Genomic DNA, 16,995 nt, shown 5'->3' on the forward strand with positions numbered 1-16,995 from the left:
GAGTCGAGGGAGATCGAATCCACGCTGACTCTTGCGAAATCTGGCAATTACCAATCCGAGAGAGGTCCATCATGAGCGACGTTATCGAAAGCAAGTTACCGGAACTTGAGGAGCTGATTGATTCGGCCATCGCCTCCCGTGAGAGCCGGGTTGTTGACTTCAATACCCTGAAATTCCAGACCAAAATGGGTGAAAAATTCCGGCGGGGACAGGTCCGCTACATCGGATCCGGAGCCACCGGAGACCACTCGGACGATGGCAACATCCTCCAGGCGGAGCACTTCACCTTTTCCAACATGGTGCTGCCCGCCGGATGCGTAGGTCCTGAGCACACGCACCCGGACGTCGAAGAGGTGTTCTTTGTCCTCGAAGGAGAGGTGGAGTTCAGCGTGCACGACGTTGAAGACGGCAACAAGAAAGCAAGCCGCGTGCTGGGCTACCGCGATCTGATCCGGGTCCCGGCCGGCGTTCCCCGGAGTTTGCGCACTGTCAGCGACGTTGATGCAATCATTTGCGTGATCATCGGCGCCAAGAAGCCGGAGATCCCGTTCTATCCGCCGACGTCGGAGATGTATGGCGTGACCCGCTAAATCTCCAACAACCCGGGCACCGGCCAATGCGGCCGGTACCCGGGTTTTGTTTTGCTGAATTTCTGGGTGCACAACGAAAGGGCCTGCAGCTCGAAGAGTTTCGAGCTGCAGGCCCTTTGGGCTAAGCGATTCCTTCTGAGAGGATTGCGGCCTGCTTCTGCGCATCGGCATCATGCACCCGTCGGATCCTGGCTACTCCAAGATCGTGCTGATACAAGTGCTCGTCCTTATCTGCATCTGCAGCCAGCGCCTCCAACAATTCCCGGTCTTGTTCCAGGACCACCCAGTGCTTTTCTTCAAGGGTTGTCTTGTACATGAATCGCCAAACGTCCCGCTCCCAGTCGGAAACGGTCCGGGTACGCCAGTGGAAAACGGCCGAGGTATGGGCATCGATGGGAGTGGACATTCCTACGATGCCAAAGGAACCTCCGGGGCCCGCCGAATCGGCGTACGGGATCTCCAGGTCCACGTAGTCCATGGATTCACGGCAGTACTCCACCCAGTCAAAGTTCTTGCCGCGCTGGTCCGTTTTCTCAAAGAAGAATCCGCGGTCGGTCTCACGGATGCGGAAGCGGGCACTGGTATCACCGCCAAACATGGAATGCGAGTCACGGTGGAGGAACGCACCGTGCATCGGATCCAGGACGTTGTCCATGTAGAAGCGCCACGGACTATTCCATTCCGCGTAGTTGGAGAACCAGGAAACCTCCGGGTTGTCCAGACGGTCCGGCAGCTTGAACTCCGTCACCTCGGAGTCCTCGGTCAAGGGCATGAAGGCAAAGATCATGTCAGCGCCTTCCTCCACAGCCAGCGACGCGGTCACCGTCTTGCCCTCGAGTGCGCAGCCCGGCATGCCGGGAACCGAAACCACCGTGCCGTCACCGTTCACCTGAACGCCGTGATACTTGCAGGCCACCCGGTCCCCGAGGTGTTGGCCCACGGACAAGGGTGCGCTGCGGTGGGGACAGCGATCCTCCAACATCCGGATTTGCCCCCTGGCATCACGGAACAGCAGCCAATCCACGCCCAGCCGCCGGACTTTGACCATGTCCCCGGGGCCAACGAATCGCGACGGGTAGATGGGATACCAGCGATCCCTCAGTCCCGTGGCAGCCAGTTCGGAGGCGTCGAGTTGGCGGCGCGTGCCGACCACAGTTTTGGTCTTGGCCCTGCCGGCCCTGACTCCGGCTCCGGCTGGAGCGCTTGCAGTTGCAGTTGTCATGTCCTACTCTCCCAGTCGTCGCATTTCGGAACGGAATCGGGTTTCATCCCAGGGGTGCCCGTCCGGGGCGTTCAGGCCCAAATTGTTCAACCCCGAGATGATGGCCGGGAGCTCGTGGCTACCACTGGCAAAAATCTCGGACAGGGCTCCGGCCAGCTTCAGTTCATAAGGATTGGGCGGACCCACCCGGGACTGGTTGGCTTCAAGATATTGTTCAGGCACTGGGTTCCTCCTGTGTTTGGGCGACAGTGTGCAGACCTTCAGCGATGTTCATGAATGATCTGCTCCACTCGTTGAATGAGTGAGATCGGCTCTGGTGTGCTGGAACGGCGGTGTTGTCGATGATGACAAAAACACCGTTACTGATGCCGCCAGCGATGCTTTGCGGTATGGAGATATCGGTATGGATGTCAGGCGCAGCGGCGATGACCAACGACGGCGCCCGCACCCGCCGGAGCATGGCCACAAATCCCTCAAGAGACATGTCCACCAGCGGGTCACCGAGGATGAGGCTCTTGACCTGCTGCGGGTGCAGCGCAGCAAGCATGATGGCCCCGTATGCAGCTGTTCCGCTGGCCAGAATGTGGGCAGGACCCGACGTTGACTCGTGAAGCGCGGACGAGGCTGCTTGAACCCATTCGTCCGTCTGTCCGGGCGGACCGGTGACGTCCAAAGTAAGGCCGATTCGGGGTTCCCAGGCACGGGCTCCCAATGCGTCGAGCTGATGGGCAAACCATTCGTCTGCTCCCCCGCCACCGTGCAAGCACACGACATCATGCTGTGGCATGACATCGCGGAGTGGCATGATGTCGCCGGGCGCATGGCCAAGGCGCGGATCTACTTCCGTACTTGAATTCATGTGCTCTCCTGCTCCTCTACTGATGTGGGGTTGGAATATGCACCGGCGGCACAAACGCGCCAGGCGCGGGATCCAATGCAGTGACGTCGATCTCGATCACCGCAGGCCCCCGTACCGCGAGCGCTTCCACCAAGGCCCCGTCAAAGGAGCCGGGGCCGCGCACCCGCCAAAATGGCAAGTTCAATGACTGGGCCAGCAGACCAAAGTCCGGTGTGTGCAGGTTGACTCCCGCCTCGGCGAAGCCGTTGGCTTTCTGCATGTTGCGCAGCACCCCATAGCCGCCGTCATTGAACACCATCACCACGCACCAGACCCCTGAACCGGCAAGGGAGGCGAGTTCACCAAGATGAACGGCCAGGCCGCCGTCGCCGGCAATAACTACCGTGGGAACATCCGGGCGGGCGCAGGCTGCCCCGATGCCCATGGCCAAACCTTGGCCGATGCCGCCTCCCAGCGGAAAGATATTGGTTTCGCGGGAGTACATTTCCAGCAGGCGGTTACCCCACTGGCTGGAGGGTATGGTCACATCACGGGCAACAACGGATTCCCGATCCAGGCGGTCCCTGAGGCTGTGACAGATTTCCGCATAGCCACCGATGTACTCAGTCAGCCCGGCCCGTACCTCAAGGCGTACATTGTGCACCTGTTGCGACCAGCCGGGGTCCACGGAAGGGCTACCCAACTGGCTGACCATCGCCTCCAGAATCGCACGGGAGTCACCCACCAGACCCACAGTGGCCGGATACACCCGGCCCACGGCTTCAGGGTTGAGATCCAGCTGGATGTGGGTGCCGGGCAGTTTGAGTGAATAGTGCTGCGTCTCGTTGGAACGGAAGTGCGTGCCAACACTCAACAACACATCAGACTGTTCGATCAGCCGGACGGCGGCGGGAGTGGTAGCAAAGTTGCCGATGACAAGATGGTCATCTTCCGGAACCACGCCCCGGCCAGAGTTGCTGGTCAGCAGTCCCGCGCCCAGCCCGTGCACCAGAGCCGCAAGTTCCTTTCCCGCGCCCGCCGCTCCTCCGCCGGCCCAGATCAGGGGTCGCTTGGCACCTGCCAGGAGCCGAACGGCTTCGGCGACAGCATCGGCGTCGTAATCGGGTAAAGGCTTCACCTGCGCATCGATCGGGCGCTGATCGTCCGGGTGGGCAAGGTACTGCAAATCTGTAGGCCATTCGATGCTGGCCGGTGTGTGAGGCGAGGAGAGCAGGTGTGCGATTGCCTCCTCCAGGTCCGCCTCCGCATCCTTGCCATTGAAAATGGTGCGGGCATAGCCAGAGACCGCGTGGAGCATCTGCAACTGGCGCGGGACCTCATGGATCACGCCACGGTTGCTGCCCATGAATTCGCTGTCGATCTGGCCGGTAATGTGCAGCACACGGCTTCCCGCGGTGAGTGCCTCCACCATGGAACCCGCGGCGTTGCCGGCTCCTGTACCGGTGCTGGTCAGGGCAATACCGATTTTGCCGGAGGCGCGCGCGTAGGCGTCAGCCGCGTTGACTGCCGCGGCCTCATGGCGCACGGCAACAAAGTTCAGCTCCCTGTCCACTGCCTCGACGAGGGGAAGATTGTGGATGCTGATGACCCCGAAAGCCGTATCGATGCCGTGGCGACGCATTACACGCACCAGGACATCACCGCCTGTTGGTCCCCTTGGGACCGTTGCTTCTTGTGTCACTGACATATCTGGATCTCTTTCGTGATGAAGTTCCGCTGGCTAGACATAGCGCCCAACGCCACCGCCGACGTCGATTGTTGCTCCTGTGGTGTATCCACTGAGGGGCGAGAGCAGGGTGACAATATGGAAAGCCACCTCCTCAGCCGTGCCGAAACGGCCCAGCTTGATGCCGCGGTTGCCGGCGATCTCGGCACTCCAGGCCTCGTAGTCGAGTTCAGAGCCGGCTTCCTCGAAGCGTCGCCGCCACTGGCCGGTGTCCACCAGACCGAGCAGGACCGAATTCACCCGCGTTCCCTCCGTTGCCAAATCTTCGGCGAGGGAATGAGTCAGGTTCAGGAGTGCGGCGCGGGCAGCAGAGGTGGCAGCCAGGCGCAACTCAGGCTGCCGGGCGAGGATTGCGTTGACGTTGACCACCGAGCCGTGGGCCGATGCCGTCAGGGCAGACCTGGCGGAACGAACCATGTTCAAAACGCCGAAGATCTTCAGGCTGAACTCATCACGCAGTTGCTGGTCCGTGGTGTCCTGAAGTGTGGCCATCAAGGAACGGCCGGCGTTACAGACCAGACCATCGACGGCGCCAAACCGATCCAGAGTGCCGGCGATAAACCTGTCCGTGGCATCTTGGTCCGTGACGTCGCACGACGCAAGGTAAATCGAGTCCATGTCCGCCCAGGAAAACTCCTCGAACGCTTCGGCCAAGCGGCTGGCGTCGCGCGCGCAGGCAGCAACCTGCGCACCCTCGCTCAGCAAATAGCGGGCGGTGGCAAGCCCGACGCCGGAACTCGCCCCGGTGACAACCACCGTGCGGTCCTTCAATTGCAGGTCCATATGTGGGACTCCTTTTTAGTGGTTTTCCGCTGCGGGCGGTTCAGTAATCCATGGCTTAGTTGGGCTGTGACTCCAATGGCCTGTGACTTCAGTGGCCCATGACGAAGCCGCCGTCCACCACGATCGTCTGGCCAGTGATGAAGCCTGCAGCATCGGACAGCAGGAACTGGACGACGCCGGATACGTCCTTAGGTTGTTGGTCCCTGGGCAGCACGCGGTTCTCTTCGTAGAGACGGTAACGGGAGGCCGGCACTGACTCGGTGGCTTCCACCCGGGTCAGCCCTGGGGCGACGGCATTGACGCGGACTCCGGCTGGTCCCGCGTCGCGGGCCATTGTCCGGGTCATCGCCAGGACAGCCCCTTTTGATCCGACATAGTGGACCAGCCGTGGAGAGCCGTAGAGCGCTGCGTCTGATGCGATGTTGACAATGGAGCCAGCCTTGCTTTGGGCCAGCTGGGCGTAAAGGTGTTTGCTGACCAGCCAGGTCCCGTAGGCATTGATAGTCATCACCCTTTGGAAGAACTCCTCTTCCAGTTCCCAAAAGGCGTCGCCGCCTACGCCGTCGGCCAATGCCGCATTGTTGACCAGTGCATCAGCGCCGCCCAGCTGCTGGACCGCCGCGGCCAGGTCCACCACGGAAGTCTTGTCAGCGATGTCGGTGATGATCGCCGTCGCGTCAAGGCCACGTCCGCGGAGTGTTGCTGCGGCATGCTCGGCGAGGTCTGCGTTCTTCTCGGCAATGACTATTCGGTCTCCACTGCTTGCCAATCGATCGGCGATGTCGAACCCAAGTCCCCGCCCAGACCCCGTAACCACTACGAGGCGCGTCACCGAAGGTCCTCCCAGAATGCGAGGATGGCAGCGGACATCTCCATCGGCTTTTCCTGCACTGCGGCGTGCCCTGCGCCGGCAATGATGCCCAGCGTGGCACCGGGAATGTTCTCTGCGAGCACCCTGGATTCCGCGACGCCAGTGATCACGTCGTCCTGGCCCACCAAGACCAGCGCCGGGATCCGCAGCCGAGGCAGCAGGTCCGTGGTGTCGCACTGCGCCATCATGGTGGCGGCCGACGAAAAGCCAGACAAGCGGACGGCGGCCATGTCCGCGCGAACAGCTTCGGCCACCCAAGCCGGGGCGGACGGGGAGACCAGTCTTGCCGACCGTCGGGCCGCGAGTATTTCGGGACCGACGGCGGCAAGTTCCGGAACGCGGGCCAGCATGCGTTGCGCCGCGGTCTTGGTAATTCCCGAACCCCGGGTGCTGTCCGCCAGCACAATGGACCGCACTGCCTCCGGTGCTTGAGCGGCAATCCGGGTGGCGATTACGCCTCCCCATGATGTGCCGATCAGGTGGGCGGGGCCCACATTCAGTGTGGCCAGGATCTCCAGCACCAAAGCAGGATGATCCAAGCCTTCCGGTGGTGCTGCCGATTCGCCGTAGCCGGGAGCATCCCAGCAAAACGTCTGATATCCGTGGGCACTCAGCAGCTGAGCCAGGGCACCACAGGATGATGCGGCTCCCCCGATGCCGTGCATGAGGAAGACCGGGATACCTTCCCCGCGAATAACAAGGGAGACCCCGTGGACAAATTTCCGGCGTTCGGTAATGGTGCCAGTCAACGCGGTGTCAGTCGGGGCGGTATCACTGGATGCTGTGCCAGTCGACGCGGTTTCGGTGGCGATCGGCAAGGAGCTGCTACGCATGGGCTTTTTCTGTGGCAGGAGCCCCCAGCATGGAGAAGTAATCCTCTCGTCCAGGGACCACCAGCGACCTGTATCCGCTATCCGGAACGCCGGCCATGGCGCTTCGGACGGCGGAAGTGGGCGGACCCGCGGTTCCCCATTGGTCGGAGAGTTCCGGCGTCCGCTCCCAGGTGCGGCACAGCCAACTGTCCTCATCCACTTGGGCTACTTCGGAGGTATATTCGCAAACCAGTCCCGAAGGGTCAGTGAAATACGAGAACGTGTTGTCGCCGGGTCCGTGCCGGCCCGGCCCCCACTGAGGAGCGATGTTGTGCCGCTTCAGGTTGCCGATGCCACGCATGAAGTGATCAATGCTCTGCATCTCGTAAGCCACGTGATTGACCGAGGTCCAGGGAGCCTGGTTGAACGCGATGGCATGGTGTTCGCTGTTGCACCGCAGAAAGGCCATCTGGTGCTCGGACCAATCTGAAATCCGCATCCCCAGCACCTGCGTATAGAAGGCCGTGGCGCGGTCAATATCCACGGTGTTGAGCACCACGTGGGCGATCTTGCGTGGAAGGGCCCGTCGGCCGGCCGGCTCTTGACTGACAACGGCGTGGACATTGGCGGAAAGTTCCACCAACCTGCCTTCGGGATCCACCAGTTGAAGACCGTAGCCGCCGGCAGCATCGTCCAAAGGACCCGGCTCAAGGAAAAGCGGAATCCCCAAGGCGGTGAGCTTAGTAGCTGCACGGTCAACGTCCTGCGGCGTGGCCAGGGCGAAGGAGACCCCGCCCAGGGCATTCTGCTCGCCTCTTTCCAGCCTCAGGATGTGATGTTCGGACCCGGTTCCGCGGAGCCAAAATTTGTCAGTGTCCTCCTCCACGGTGGAAAGGCCCCAGACTTCATGGTAGAAATCCTTGGCTGGCCGGGTATCGGGCACTTTCAGGGACACAGAACGCAGGGAGCGCAGATTGCAGACAGGCTCTGCTGAGAAATAGTTCATGGGAATCAACCTTCAGTCGAGTGATGTTCGTACTAGAGATCCAAAATCAGTTCCCGGGACCGGCAACGTGAGACGCAGACAAACATTGATTTGTTCTCTGCCCGTTCAGCCGGGGAGAGCAGGAAATCGCGGTGCTCAACGTCCCCCGCTATGACCCCGGTTTCGCAGGTTCCGCAGATGCCCTCTGCACATGAGCTGGGAACGTTGATGCCGGCGTCGTTCAGGGCATCCAGAACTGAAACATCGGCCCCAACGGCGATCCGCTGGCCAGTGCTCTGGCAGATGACGTCGAAACCTGTCTCGTCGAGTTCCGGTCCGGGCACGATGTCCGGTGCTTTGAACCGCTCAATCCTCAATCGCGATTCATCTGCCATGGCGCCAGCTACAGCCTGCATCAGAGATTCAGGGCCGCAGGCATACACCAGGGCTTCAGGCGGGAGGGAGCCGACTGCCTCCGAGAGATCCGCATAGTTGCCGTCTGCTTCGTCGGCAGCGTGGATGCTTATCCGGTGCCGGGGCAGGTCTGAAATCTCTGACAGGAAGGCCATGGTGGAACGCGACCGGCCGGTATACAGCAGGGACCAGTCAGCTCCGACTGTTTCCAACCGCCGCACCATGGAAATGATCGGGGTGATTCCGATGCCGCCAGCTACCAAGGCATACCGTTCGGCGTGATCAAGCTCGAAGTTGTTGCGCGGGCCCTCAACCTTGATAAGCGTTCCCACCGGCAGCTCATCATGGATCAGCCTGCTGCCGCCGCGGGAATCGGGGGTTCGCAGCACTGCCACAGTCCAACTGGTGGAGTCTTCCGGGTCCGAACACAAGGAGTATTCGCGAGTGAGCCCATTGGGCAGGTGCAGGCTTAGGTGGGCGCCGGGAAGCCACTGCGGGAGTGCCGCCCCGGCGGGATCAACAAACATCATCCGGATGACGCCGTCGGCTTCCCAGGTTTTCTGCTGCACCCTGAGCGTCAGCACCTTCGATTCGGCGGCAGCAGGGGTCACCGCCGCACGGTTCTGAATTTCCACACTCATTGGTCTTCATTTCCTCCGGTGGGCGATTGCTTCGATTTCCACCGTGGCTCCATAGGGCAGGGCGGCCACCTCCACAAACGAACGTGCCGGCCGCGGCGATTCGAACAGCAGTTCGTAGTGGCTGTTGGCTTCGTCCCGCAGCGTCACGTCGGTGACGAAGTAGGTGGTTTTTACGACGTCCTCCAAGGACATCCCGACGGCTCCCAGTCGCTCTGAGAGCCTCGCGGCTGCGGCTACCAGCGCTTCGGAGCGACCGGGTACGGCAATACCGCTTTCATCCACCGACAATGCACCGGAGATAAAGCCGAATCCCCCGGCTACAAAGGCGGGGCTGTAGGGGTGAGCATTCATTGACGTACCTTTCGAACGCAAGGTGGTGGTGGCCGGTCCAGCTAGTTGCCGGCCCATGGGATGGATGCACCCGAGAGGTCGATATAGATGCTCTTCTGGTGCATATAGGAGCGAATGCCGTCCCGGCCCTTTTCAGTGCCCAGACCGCTTTCCTTAAGCCCGCTGAACGGGGTGGAGATACTGAACTGCTTGTAGGTGTTGACCCACACGGTCCCGGCCGAAACGGCTCGCGCTATTCTCCAGGCGAGGCGGTAGTCAGCGGTCCAGATGCCGCAGGCCAAGCCAAAAACACTGTCGTTGGCCTGAAGGATGAGATCGGCTTCATCGTCAAACGGCAAGACGACGGCCACCGGACCAAAAATTTCCTCCTGGCAAATGACGTCCGAATTGCTCACGCCAGCAATGATGGTGGGCTCGTAGAACGCACCAGCCTGAAGCCGGGGGTCCTTGGGGGCAGTGCCACCGCAGAGGATCTGCGCACCAGCCAGCCGCGCGTCTTCAACCATCCCTGCGACGGCGTCACGGTGGGCATGGGCCACCAGTGGACCTACCTGGGTGCTTGGGTCCGTTCCTGGTCCGACCCGAAGGGCTTCGGCACCCTTGACGAGTCTTTCGACAACGGCGTCATAGACCGATCGCTGGATGAACACGCGCGAGCCGGCAATGCAGCTCTGACCGCTCGAAGAGAAGATGCCATACAGCACGCCGGACACAGCCTGGTCCAGGTCGGCATCAGCAAAAATAATGGTGGGCGATTTTCCGCCCAGCTCCAAGGTGATGGGCATGATCTTCTCGGCGGCAATATGGCCCAGTTGGCGCCCCGTGGAAGTGCCGCCCGTGAAGGAAATCTTGCCTACGTCAGGGTGTCGCGCGATCGCATCGCCTACGACGCGGCCGGGGCCTGGAAGTACAGAGAGCAGACCTGCAGGTAGGCCCGCCTCCTCGCAAATCCGTGCCAACAGCAGCGAAACCCAAGGAGCCCAGACCGGCGGCTTCACCACGACGGCGTTCCCTGCAGCAAGTGCCGGAGCCACCTTTTGTGCGTCGCTGGCAATCGGCGAATTCCAGGGCGTGATGGCACCCACCACTCCGATCGCTTCATAGGTGGACATGCTGAGGTAGTTCCCACGAGGGGGCGTCAGTGCATCCTCCATGGTCTCCAGAGCGGACGCGGTGAAGCGGAAGGTGGCTGCCGCGCTCATGGCGAGCGCCCTGGTTTCCACGAGTGTCTTACCTGTGTCCAGCGTCTGGAGTTCGGCAATGCGATCAGCGTTGATCTCGATGGCTGAGCTGATGCGGTGCAGGACAGCAGCGCGTTCGTGAGGGAGCTTCTTTGCCCATCCGGACTCTTCCACGGCTTTCAGGCCGGCAGCCACCGCGGCGTCCACATCCGCCGTCGTTGCTCCGTGGAGGGTGGCGAAAACCTCAGAGGTAGCGGGATTGACCGATTCGATCACGGCACCGCTGCCTCGGGTCCAGACGCCGCCCACGTAGATCTCATCCCGCGTATCAGGAGCGCTGGCCATCTCGGCCACCAGCTTGGCGTCCGCAGGGCTGGGCCGGGAAGTGTTTCCTACAAGGCTGTCCGTACTCATCTTCAGCTTCCGTTCATCTCTCTGTCATGCCCACGCCGTGAATTCATGTGAACTACGTCATAGGGAAAAGAATATCAGTAGTAAGATACTTTCTGTCAAGATATTTAGGTTCCAACTTAATTTTCCTGAACAGAGTCCAGGGGATGTTGAGCCGGCCTCAATTACAGAACGACGGCGGCCGGCCGGCTGGCCGCAACTGGTAACCTGCGCGCTCCAACACACCCTTGTGGATCGGTTCGCTGGTGTGCGCCAAGGGCAACCCAGAGGTCTGATTCTTGGCAGCGATAATCTCCGCCATGATGGAAACCGCCGTTTCAGCGGGCGTGGAAGCGGAAAGGTCCAAGCCGATCGGCGAGCGGAGCGGTGCCAGCGACTGGTCGGTGTGGCCCAAACCCATCAGCCTCTCCCGGCGGTCAGCGGCAGTTCGACGTGACCCCATCGCGCCTATGTACGCGAAACCGTGCCTCAGGGCTACATCGAGGACTGGAACATCGAATTTGGCATCGTGCGTCAACACACAAATAGCGGCATCAGGGGCGAGCCTTCCCAGGGCGATTTCTTTCTGCAGATAGCGCGCTGGTTGATCGATCACGATCTCATGGGCTGAGGGAATTCGCTTGGCCGTCGCGAAGACAGCGCGCGCATCGCAAACAGTGACGTGAAAACCAAGGAAAGCCCCCAGTTGGGCCAACGACGCGGAGAAATCGATCGCCCCGAAGATGATCAGCCTGCGGGCCGGACGGTAAACATCGATCAGCAAGGACAGTGGCTTGTCAGTACCCGTGCCCGCCGGAAGAGTGACCGACGTCGTGATTCCGGAGGCTATGGCCTTCTGGACCGAATCCCCGGCGGCGCGGAGTGCATCGGGAGCAAGGACGGTATCTGCAAACAGCCCTTCGATTTCCGCATTGTGCAGGACCAGTTCGGAGCGACCCACCAGGCTAGGTGCGCCGTCGAAGATGGTGACCATGGCGCAGGGCAGATTCTCATCCAAGGCCCTCTGCAGTGATGCAAAATCCGGGCAGGAGGCCGGATCGTAGGTTTGGATGAAAATCTCTACGCTGCCGCCGCAGGTCAGCCCGATGCCGAAACCGTCGTCGTCTGAAATGCCAAAACGGTGGAGTTCCGGCACACCACTGGCGAGGACGCCGGCCGCTGCTTCCATCACACTTGCCTCTACGCATCCACCCGAAACTGAGCCGACCGGCAATCCGTCTTCGGTGACCAGCATGGACGTTCCGACTGCCCGTGGTGCGGATCCTTCCGTGCGGACCACCGTAGCCAAGGCGACACGTCGTTCGGTCAGCAACGACGCCTCCAGCGCCCCCATCACCTCACGCATTGCTGTCAGCCTTGCCTTGGCGCGCACGCGCATGGAGGATGCCGTTGTAAACGCGTTCAGGCGTCATGGGTAACGACGTGAGCTGTGCCCCGGTGGCGTCAGCGATGGCCTGGGCAATTGCTGGAGCAATCGGAAGCATGCCACCCTCGCCCATCCCCTTGCTCCCAAAAGGTCCGGCGCCATGGCCCTGTTCCTGGGTGATGGAGGAAAAGCGCTGGGGAATGTCCTCAGCCAAAGGCACCCGATAGAGGAGGGCCTCACCATTGAGCAACTCGCCGTCCTTGTACCGCAGTTCCTCGAAGAGTGCCTGGGCCAATCCGAAGACGGCGGCTCCCTCGTCCTGGCCGCGGCAGCCCAGCTTGTTCAACACCTTGCCGGCGTCGCCACTGACAACCAGCTGCAAAAGCTCCACCCGGCCGGTTTCCGGATCCACCTCCACTTCCGCAGCTGCCCAACCGATCTCCCAAAACATGCAGGGCGCTTCCAGGGGTGCGCTGCTGGAGGAACGGACCTTAAAGTAGCCATCCGCAGTGAACTCGAATCCTGTTCCGCCAAATCTGTCCATAATCAACGGCGGGAGCTCATAGGTGGTGCCTTCAGCGTCAACGATGTGCCAGTTGTCCAGACGGATCGATTGGCGGTCCAGTATCAGGTGTTCGGCAGCCATGTCCAACACGGAACACTTCACTCGCTCAGCAGCCTGAAGAACTGCATGACCCATGACCGCGATGCCCGAAGCTGCATTGGTGCCTTGGTCGAAGGGGGTGTTGTCAGTGTCAATTGCGGCATACTTCACCCGGCCCGGATCGCAGGCCAGTGTCTCTGCCACAATTTGGCACAGCGCCGAATGACCCCCTTGGCCCATTTCCACCAGGCCACAATTCAGGAAGACATCACCGTTGGTGGTCACCTTGACCCGGGCTTGGGCAGGTTTGTTGACGCCACCACCATCTTTGATGCCGATGGCAACTCCCATGCCACGGTTACCTGAGCGCCGACGATCGCGATAACCGATGGCGTCCGCCACCAGGTTCAGCCCATGCTTGAGATCCGAATCGATGGGAGTTTCTCCTGGAACGAACTCCTCGCCCAAATCCTTGGCGTTCTTGAGCCGAAGCTCCAGGGGATCGAAACCCAGCCGCTCCGCGATCAGATCCACTTGGCGCTCGCTGGCCCAGGTGGCCTGGGTTGCTCCGAAGCCACGGTAGGCGCCGGCAGGGACGGTGTTGGTGATCACCGCTTGGCAGACCGAATCTATCCGTTTCCAGCGGTAGGCTCCGGGCATCCGATACCCGGCTTTCTCCGCCACCAACGGACTGGCATCCGCATAGGCGCCACCGTTGAGCAGCACACGGGACTGGCGCGCCATGAACTCGCCGTCTGCCTTGAGCCCGGATTTAACTGTGAGGATGGCGTCATGCTGGCTCAGCGTCAGGAAGACTTCTTCAGTGCTCATGCAATAGCGAACCGGCCGCCCAGCCGACAACTGTGAGAGCCGAATGGCGATCGCCTCCGTTTTTGGGCCGTTCTTGGCGCCAAAGCCGCCTCCCAGAAGTGGGACGTTGACCCGGATGTCGTTTTCAGGCAGACCAAACACCCTGGCCAGTTCCTTACGCATGGGGAAGGGGCTCTGGGTTGAGGTCCACACTTCGATTTCATTCGCTGTGGCCTCGGCAACGGTGGCAAACGGCTCCAGGTGCATGTGGTTCATCCGGGAGAAGGTAAAGGTGTCCTCGAAGATGTGGTCGCAATCGGCCCAGACGCTCTCCGATCCCGTTTCGTAGCGGAATTCGTAGCTGACGTTGTGCGCGGTGTGTGCCGCTCCCGAGGCGCCATCGCCGTACTCCGGATAGGCGGCGAAGGGCTGCTCGGGAAAAATGGCAGGTGCTGACGGATCCATTGCTGCTCTTGAATCAAAGACCGCCGGCATTGGTTCGTACTCAACCCGAATCAAATCCAAGGCGGCAAAAGCGGTGCGTTCATCCACGGCAGCCACAGCAGCAACGACGTCGCCGACGTAGCGAACCGCGTCCGTGGCAACGATCGGCTGGTCTTTGACGTAGGTGCCATAGGAATGCAGCCCATGGATTTCCTCGCGGGTGACTACGGCAGTGACTCCTGCCAGGGAGCGGGCGGCCGAAGCATCCACGCTGAGAATCCGGGCGTGCGCGTGTGGGCTTCGCAGGACCTTCGCGTGAAGCATCCCGGGCTTCTGGATGTCCACTGTGTAGAGGGCGCGGCCGGTGACCTTGGCGGTGCTGTCCAGGCGTGGGCGGTCGCGTCCGACGATGGGCGAATCGTGCGGAGTGAAAGGAATCACGATCCCGGTCATTCGGATGCCTGATCCTGCTGCTTGGCCCCAGCCAGTTCTGCGGCACGCTCCACGGATTCCAGGATCATCTCGTAACCCGTGCACCGGCAGGTGTTCGAACTTATCCAGTCCCGGATCTCTTCCCTGTTCGGTTGCGGATTTTGCCGCAGCAGCCCTGTGGTCAACATCAGCATGCCGGAGGTGCAGAAGCCGCATTGGAAGCCGCCACATTCGCTGAATGCCTGCTGCTGGGCACTCAAGGTGCCGTCTTGGGCAGCCAAGCCCTCAACCGTTTCAACACGCGCACCCTCAATGTCGAAGGCAAACGTGGAACAGGCAGCTACAGGAAGGTCATCAACCAAAACAGTGCAGGCACCGCAGACACTGCGCTCACACGATGCACGGACCCCTTGCTTGCCGCAGCTGTTGCGCAGCAAATCCAAGACCGTAGCACTCGTGGGGACACAATGCCGTTCCGGGCTTCCGTTCAGCTCAAATTCAACGTTGTGGGTGAATGTTTCCTGGCCTGATTCCGGTGATTCAAGGCTCATGGCTGGCTATCCTTTCCTTTGGGTACCGGTTGCTTCGGCAAGAAGACGGCGGCAGAGAACGCCCACCAGGTGTCGTCGGTAGTCGATGGACCCCGCGTAGTCGCCCGCCTCATCCGGAAGCTGAGCCGCCAGAACTTCGCCCACGAAGGCCGGGTCAAGCTCGGCGATGTCAGTTGCCTCGGCTGTATGCGAGAGCACAAAGGGCTGCCGGTATTCACTGCCACAGACGGCCGAGACCGTAAGGCCGGCCGTGTTCTTTCGCACCGCGAGGGACACGGTGCTGAGTGGCCGCATCGACCGCTCGTAACCGAACCACAGCAGGGACGCGGTGTCGACGGTGACGGCGGTCAGAATGCCTACGTTCCCAAGGGTGCGGTCCCAGAGTGAGTCCCTATCCCAGAGCGATGAAACTGGCAGGACTGCAATGTCTCCACCTTCAAACTGCATCTGTGCACCGAGTGCCGACAGAATGACAGGCATTTCGTATCGATATCTACGGGCAAGGAGATTGCCTCCGAGGGTGCCGCGATAGCGGATTCGAACTGTGGCAATTGATCCCCAGGCTGCAGCGAGGGCCGGGACGGATGACAGGATTTCCGGGCTTCTGCTGCCTTCAGTGTGGCTAACCAAGGAGCCAATGCGCAGAATCCCGGCCTCATTGGATATTTCACGCAATTCCTTGATTCGCTGCAGGGAAATCAGAACCTCCGGCTCCAACCCTTCGCGAAATTGCGCCACCAGATCTGAACAACCCGCCGCAATCACAGCTTTTGGATGGTGCCGGGTGAGGGCCACAGCCTCTCCCAGCGAAGTAGGCCGATGCAATATAAATGGTGGAAGGGCGGACTGGCTCTGGGCTATCAGCCCCGCCCCTAGTTTCTGGCCTCGCATTGGTCAGCCTTCTTTCGCTTTGGCCCGGCTTTTGTCGCGGCACCTTCGCCGGACAAAACGTGAGTTCCATATCACCTGGGCCGGGCGGCCCACACACAAGGGCCACCCGGCAAGGCTCCAACAACCCTTACGCCGGGCGATCACCCTTCAGCGTGACCCGGTGCATCAGCCTGTAGTGCGGGTGGTAGTCCCCCACCGCGTAATGTTGGGTCGATCGGTTGTCCCAGATCACCAGGGAGTTCGGCTCCCAACGGAAACGAACCTGGTATTCCGGCGTTCTGGCGAGATCGGTAAGCATGTTCCTCAGCGCGTCCCCCAGCTGGGTGGAAATGCCCGTGAGCCGGGTGGTGAACAACGCGTTGACGTAGACGAGCTTGCGGCCGGTTTCGGGATGCTTACGCACTACAGGGTGGGTCATGGGTGGATATTTACGGCGGGTCTCCTCGTAGCGCGCCTCACCATCGGGACCCTGGCGGACAACGCCGGTCAGTTCCTTTTCCCAGTCGTGCACTCCCTCCAGACCGTCAATGACGCTTTTCACGTTCTCCGGCAGGGCGTCATAGGCGGCGGTCATACTCGCCCAGAGAGTGTCGCCGCCGCACGGGGGGATTTGCTGGGCGTGGAGGCAAGTAGCCGAATTCGGCGTTGCCTGCCAGGTCAAGTCCGAGTGCCAGACGTCGGTCCCAGCAGCCCGGCCCCGTGACTCCAGCACCTCAATGTGCGGATATTCGGGGAGCGAGGGGAAAAACGCACTTACTTCCTGGGGGTCGCCAAACACCTTGGCGAATTTGATCTGATCATCCGGCGTAATGTGCTGATCGCGGAGAAACAGTACTTGGTACTCCAGGAAAGCTTCCCGTAGTTCCTCCCGGCATTCGGGGGTGATCTCTTCTCGTAGATCCAGTCCATGGATATACGCCCCAATGGTGGGTGTTGCCTGTTCCAGCGTGAATGTCTTGAACTGTTGATCGTTGCCGCTCATGGTAGTTCCTTCCTTTGTTGGCGTGTGATACTGCGCCCGTCTCTGTCGTCGGTGACTGATCCAGACGAG

Annotated in this window: 17 protein-coding genes; 1 reads left to right on the forward strand and 16 read right to left on the reverse strand. The window is 61.0% G+C overall.

The window, feature by feature from the left end:
• Positions 1 to 71 precede the first annotated feature (71 nt).
• Positions 72 to 590, forward strand: a complete 519-nt coding sequence (locus VUN82_19995) for a cupin domain-containing protein (GenBank protein ID XAS71345.1) — start codon at positions 72 to 74, stop codon at positions 588 to 590.
• Between the two features lie 121 nt (positions 591 to 711).
• Here VUN82_19995 and VUN82_20000 read toward each other — a convergent pair whose 3' ends face one another.
• The 16 genes from VUN82_20000 to VUN82_20075 all read right to left on the reverse strand — a co-directional run bounded on the left by VUN82_20000 (position 712) and on the right by VUN82_20075 (position 16,926).
• A complete protein-coding gene (locus VUN82_20000; protein XAS71346.1) occupies positions 712 to 1,812 on the reverse strand; it encodes a Rieske 2Fe-2S domain-containing protein in 1,101 nt (366 codons plus the stop codon).
• Positions 1,813 to 1,815: 3 nt separating this feature from the next.
• The gene (locus tag VUN82_20005) at positions 1,816 to 2,034 is read right to left on the reverse strand and encodes a recombinase-like helix-turn-helix domain-containing protein (GenBank protein ID XAS71347.1); all 219 of its coding nucleotides are present in this window, start codon (positions 2,032 to 2,034) and stop codon (positions 1,816 to 1,818) included.
• Entirely contained in the window at positions 2,027 to 2,671 is a 645-nt protein-coding gene (locus VUN82_20010) for an alpha/beta hydrolase (protein XAS71348.1), read from the reverse strand. Before VUN82_20010 ends, VUN82_20005 begins: the two co-directional genes overlap by 8 nt.
• 16 nt (positions 2,672 to 2,687) lie before the next feature.
• Positions 2,688 to 4,358 (reverse strand): thiamine pyrophosphate-binding protein, encoded by a 1,671-nt coding sequence (locus VUN82_20015; GenBank protein ID XAS71349.1) that lies wholly within the window; start codon positions 4,356 to 4,358, stop codon positions 2,688 to 2,690.
• A 33-nt stretch (positions 4,359 to 4,391) separates the two neighbouring features.
• Positions 4,392 to 5,180: an SDR family oxidoreductase gene (locus VUN82_20020; protein ID XAS71350.1), complete on the reverse strand. Its 789-nt coding sequence runs from the start codon at positions 5,178 to 5,180 to the stop codon at positions 4,392 to 4,394.
• A gap of 88 nt (positions 5,181 to 5,268) precedes the next feature.
• On the reverse strand, positions 5,269 to 6,012 hold the full coding sequence (locus tag VUN82_20025) for an SDR family oxidoreductase (protein ID XAS71351.1): 744 nt from the start codon (positions 6,010 to 6,012) through the stop codon (positions 5,269 to 5,271).
• A complete protein-coding gene (locus VUN82_20030; GenBank protein XAS71352.1) occupies positions 6,009 to 6,884 on the reverse strand; it encodes an alpha/beta hydrolase in 876 nt (291 codons plus the stop codon). Before VUN82_20030 ends, VUN82_20025 begins: the two co-directional genes overlap by 4 nt.
• Entirely contained in the window at positions 6,877 to 7,869 is a 993-nt protein-coding gene (locus tag VUN82_20035; GenBank protein ID XAS71353.1) for a VOC family protein, read from the reverse strand. The genes VUN82_20030 and VUN82_20035 overlap by 8 nt, the downstream gene beginning before the upstream one ends.
• Positions 7,870 to 7,901: 32 nt before the next feature.
• A complete protein-coding gene (locus VUN82_20040; GenBank protein XAS71354.1) occupies positions 7,902 to 8,903 on the reverse strand; it encodes a PDR/VanB family oxidoreductase in 1,002 nt (333 codons plus the stop codon).
• A 6-nt stretch (positions 8,904 to 8,909) separates the two neighbouring features.
• Entirely contained in the window at positions 8,910 to 9,254 is a 345-nt protein-coding gene (locus tag VUN82_20045) for a RidA family protein (protein XAS71355.1), read from the reverse strand.
• 41 nt (positions 9,255 to 9,295) lie between these two features.
• The gene (locus tag VUN82_20050) at positions 9,296 to 10,780 is read right to left on the reverse strand and encodes an aldehyde dehydrogenase (GenBank protein ID XAS74747.1); all 1,485 of its coding nucleotides are present in this window, start codon (positions 10,778 to 10,780) and stop codon (positions 9,296 to 9,298) included.
• Between the two features lie 226 nt (positions 10,781 to 11,006).
• Entirely contained in the window at positions 11,007 to 12,191 is a 1,185-nt protein-coding gene (locus tag VUN82_20055; protein XAS71356.1) for an XdhC/CoxI family protein, read from the reverse strand.
• Entirely contained in the window at positions 12,184 to 14,523 is a 2,340-nt protein-coding gene (locus VUN82_20060; protein XAS71357.1) for a xanthine dehydrogenase family protein molybdopterin-binding subunit, read from the reverse strand. Before VUN82_20060 ends, VUN82_20055 begins: the two co-directional genes overlap by 8 nt.
• Positions 14,520 to 15,053 (reverse strand): (2Fe-2S)-binding protein, encoded by a 534-nt coding sequence (locus VUN82_20065; protein XAS71358.1) that lies wholly within the window; start codon positions 15,051 to 15,053, stop codon positions 14,520 to 14,522. Before VUN82_20065 ends, VUN82_20060 begins: the two co-directional genes overlap by 4 nt.
• Positions 15,054 to 15,059: 6 nt before the next feature.
• Entirely contained in the window at positions 15,060 to 15,848 is a 789-nt protein-coding gene (locus VUN82_20070) for an FAD binding domain-containing protein (GenBank protein ID XAS71359.1), read from the reverse strand.
• Positions 15,849 to 16,071: 223 nt separating this feature from the next.
• Entirely contained in the window at positions 16,072 to 16,926 is an 855-nt protein-coding gene (locus VUN82_20075; protein ID XAS71360.1) for a TauD/TfdA family dioxygenase, read from the reverse strand.
• Positions 16,927 to 16,995 lie beyond the last annotated feature (69 nt).

It is taken from the genome of Micrococcaceae bacterium Sec5.1 (assembly GCA_039636795.1).
Taxonomy (GTDB): domain Bacteria; phylum Actinomycetota; class Actinomycetes; order Actinomycetales; family Micrococcaceae; genus Arthrobacter.

Coding starts and splice junctions, on each gene's coding strand:
- VUN82_19995 (XAS71345.1), top strand. CDS start 72: ATGAGCGACGTTATCGAAAGCAAGTTACCGGAACTTGAGGAGCTGATT.
- VUN82_20000 (XAS71346.1), bottom strand. CDS start 1,812: ATGACAACTGCAACTGCAAGCGCTCCAGCCGGAGCCGGAGTCAGGGCC.
- VUN82_20010 (XAS71348.1), bottom strand. CDS start 2,671: ATGAATTCAAGTACGGAAGTAGATCCGCGCCTTGGCCATGCGCCCGGC.
- VUN82_20015 (XAS71349.1), bottom strand. CDS start 4,358: ATGTCAGTGACACAAGAAGCAACGGTCCCAAGGGGACCAACAGGCGGT.
- VUN82_20020 (XAS71350.1), bottom strand. CDS start 5,180: ATGGACCTGCAATTGAAGGACCGCACGGTGGTTGTCACCGGGGCGAGT.
- VUN82_20030 (XAS71352.1), bottom strand. CDS start 6,884: ATGCGTAGCAGCTCCTTGCCGATCGCCACCGAAACCGCGTCGACTGGC.
- VUN82_20035 (XAS71353.1), bottom strand. CDS start 7,869: ATGAACTATTTCTCAGCAGAGCCTGTCTGCAATCTGCGCTCCCTGCGT.
- VUN82_20040 (XAS71354.1), bottom strand. CDS start 8,903: ATGAGTGTGGAAATTCAGAACCGTGCGGCGGTGACCCCTGCTGCCGCC.
- VUN82_20045 (XAS71355.1), bottom strand. CDS start 9,254: ATGAATGCTCACCCCTACAGCCCCGCCTTTGTAGCCGGGGGATTCGGC.
- VUN82_20050 (XAS74747.1), bottom strand. CDS start 10,780: ATGGCCAGCGCTCCTGATACGCGGGATGAGATCTACGTGGGCGGCGTC.
- VUN82_20055 (XAS71356.1), bottom strand. CDS start 12,191: ATGCGTGAGGTGATGGGGGCGCTGGAGGCGTCGTTGCTGACCGAACGA.
- VUN82_20060 (XAS71357.1), bottom strand. CDS start 14,523: ATGACCGGGATCGTGATTCCTTTCACTCCGCACGATTCGCCCATCGTC.
- VUN82_20065 (XAS71358.1), bottom strand. CDS start 15,053: ATGAGCCTTGAATCACCGGAATCAGGCCAGGAAACATTCACCCACAAC.
- VUN82_20075 (XAS71360.1), bottom strand. CDS start 16,926: ATGAGCGGCAACGATCAACAGTTCAAGACATTCACGCTGGAACAGGCA.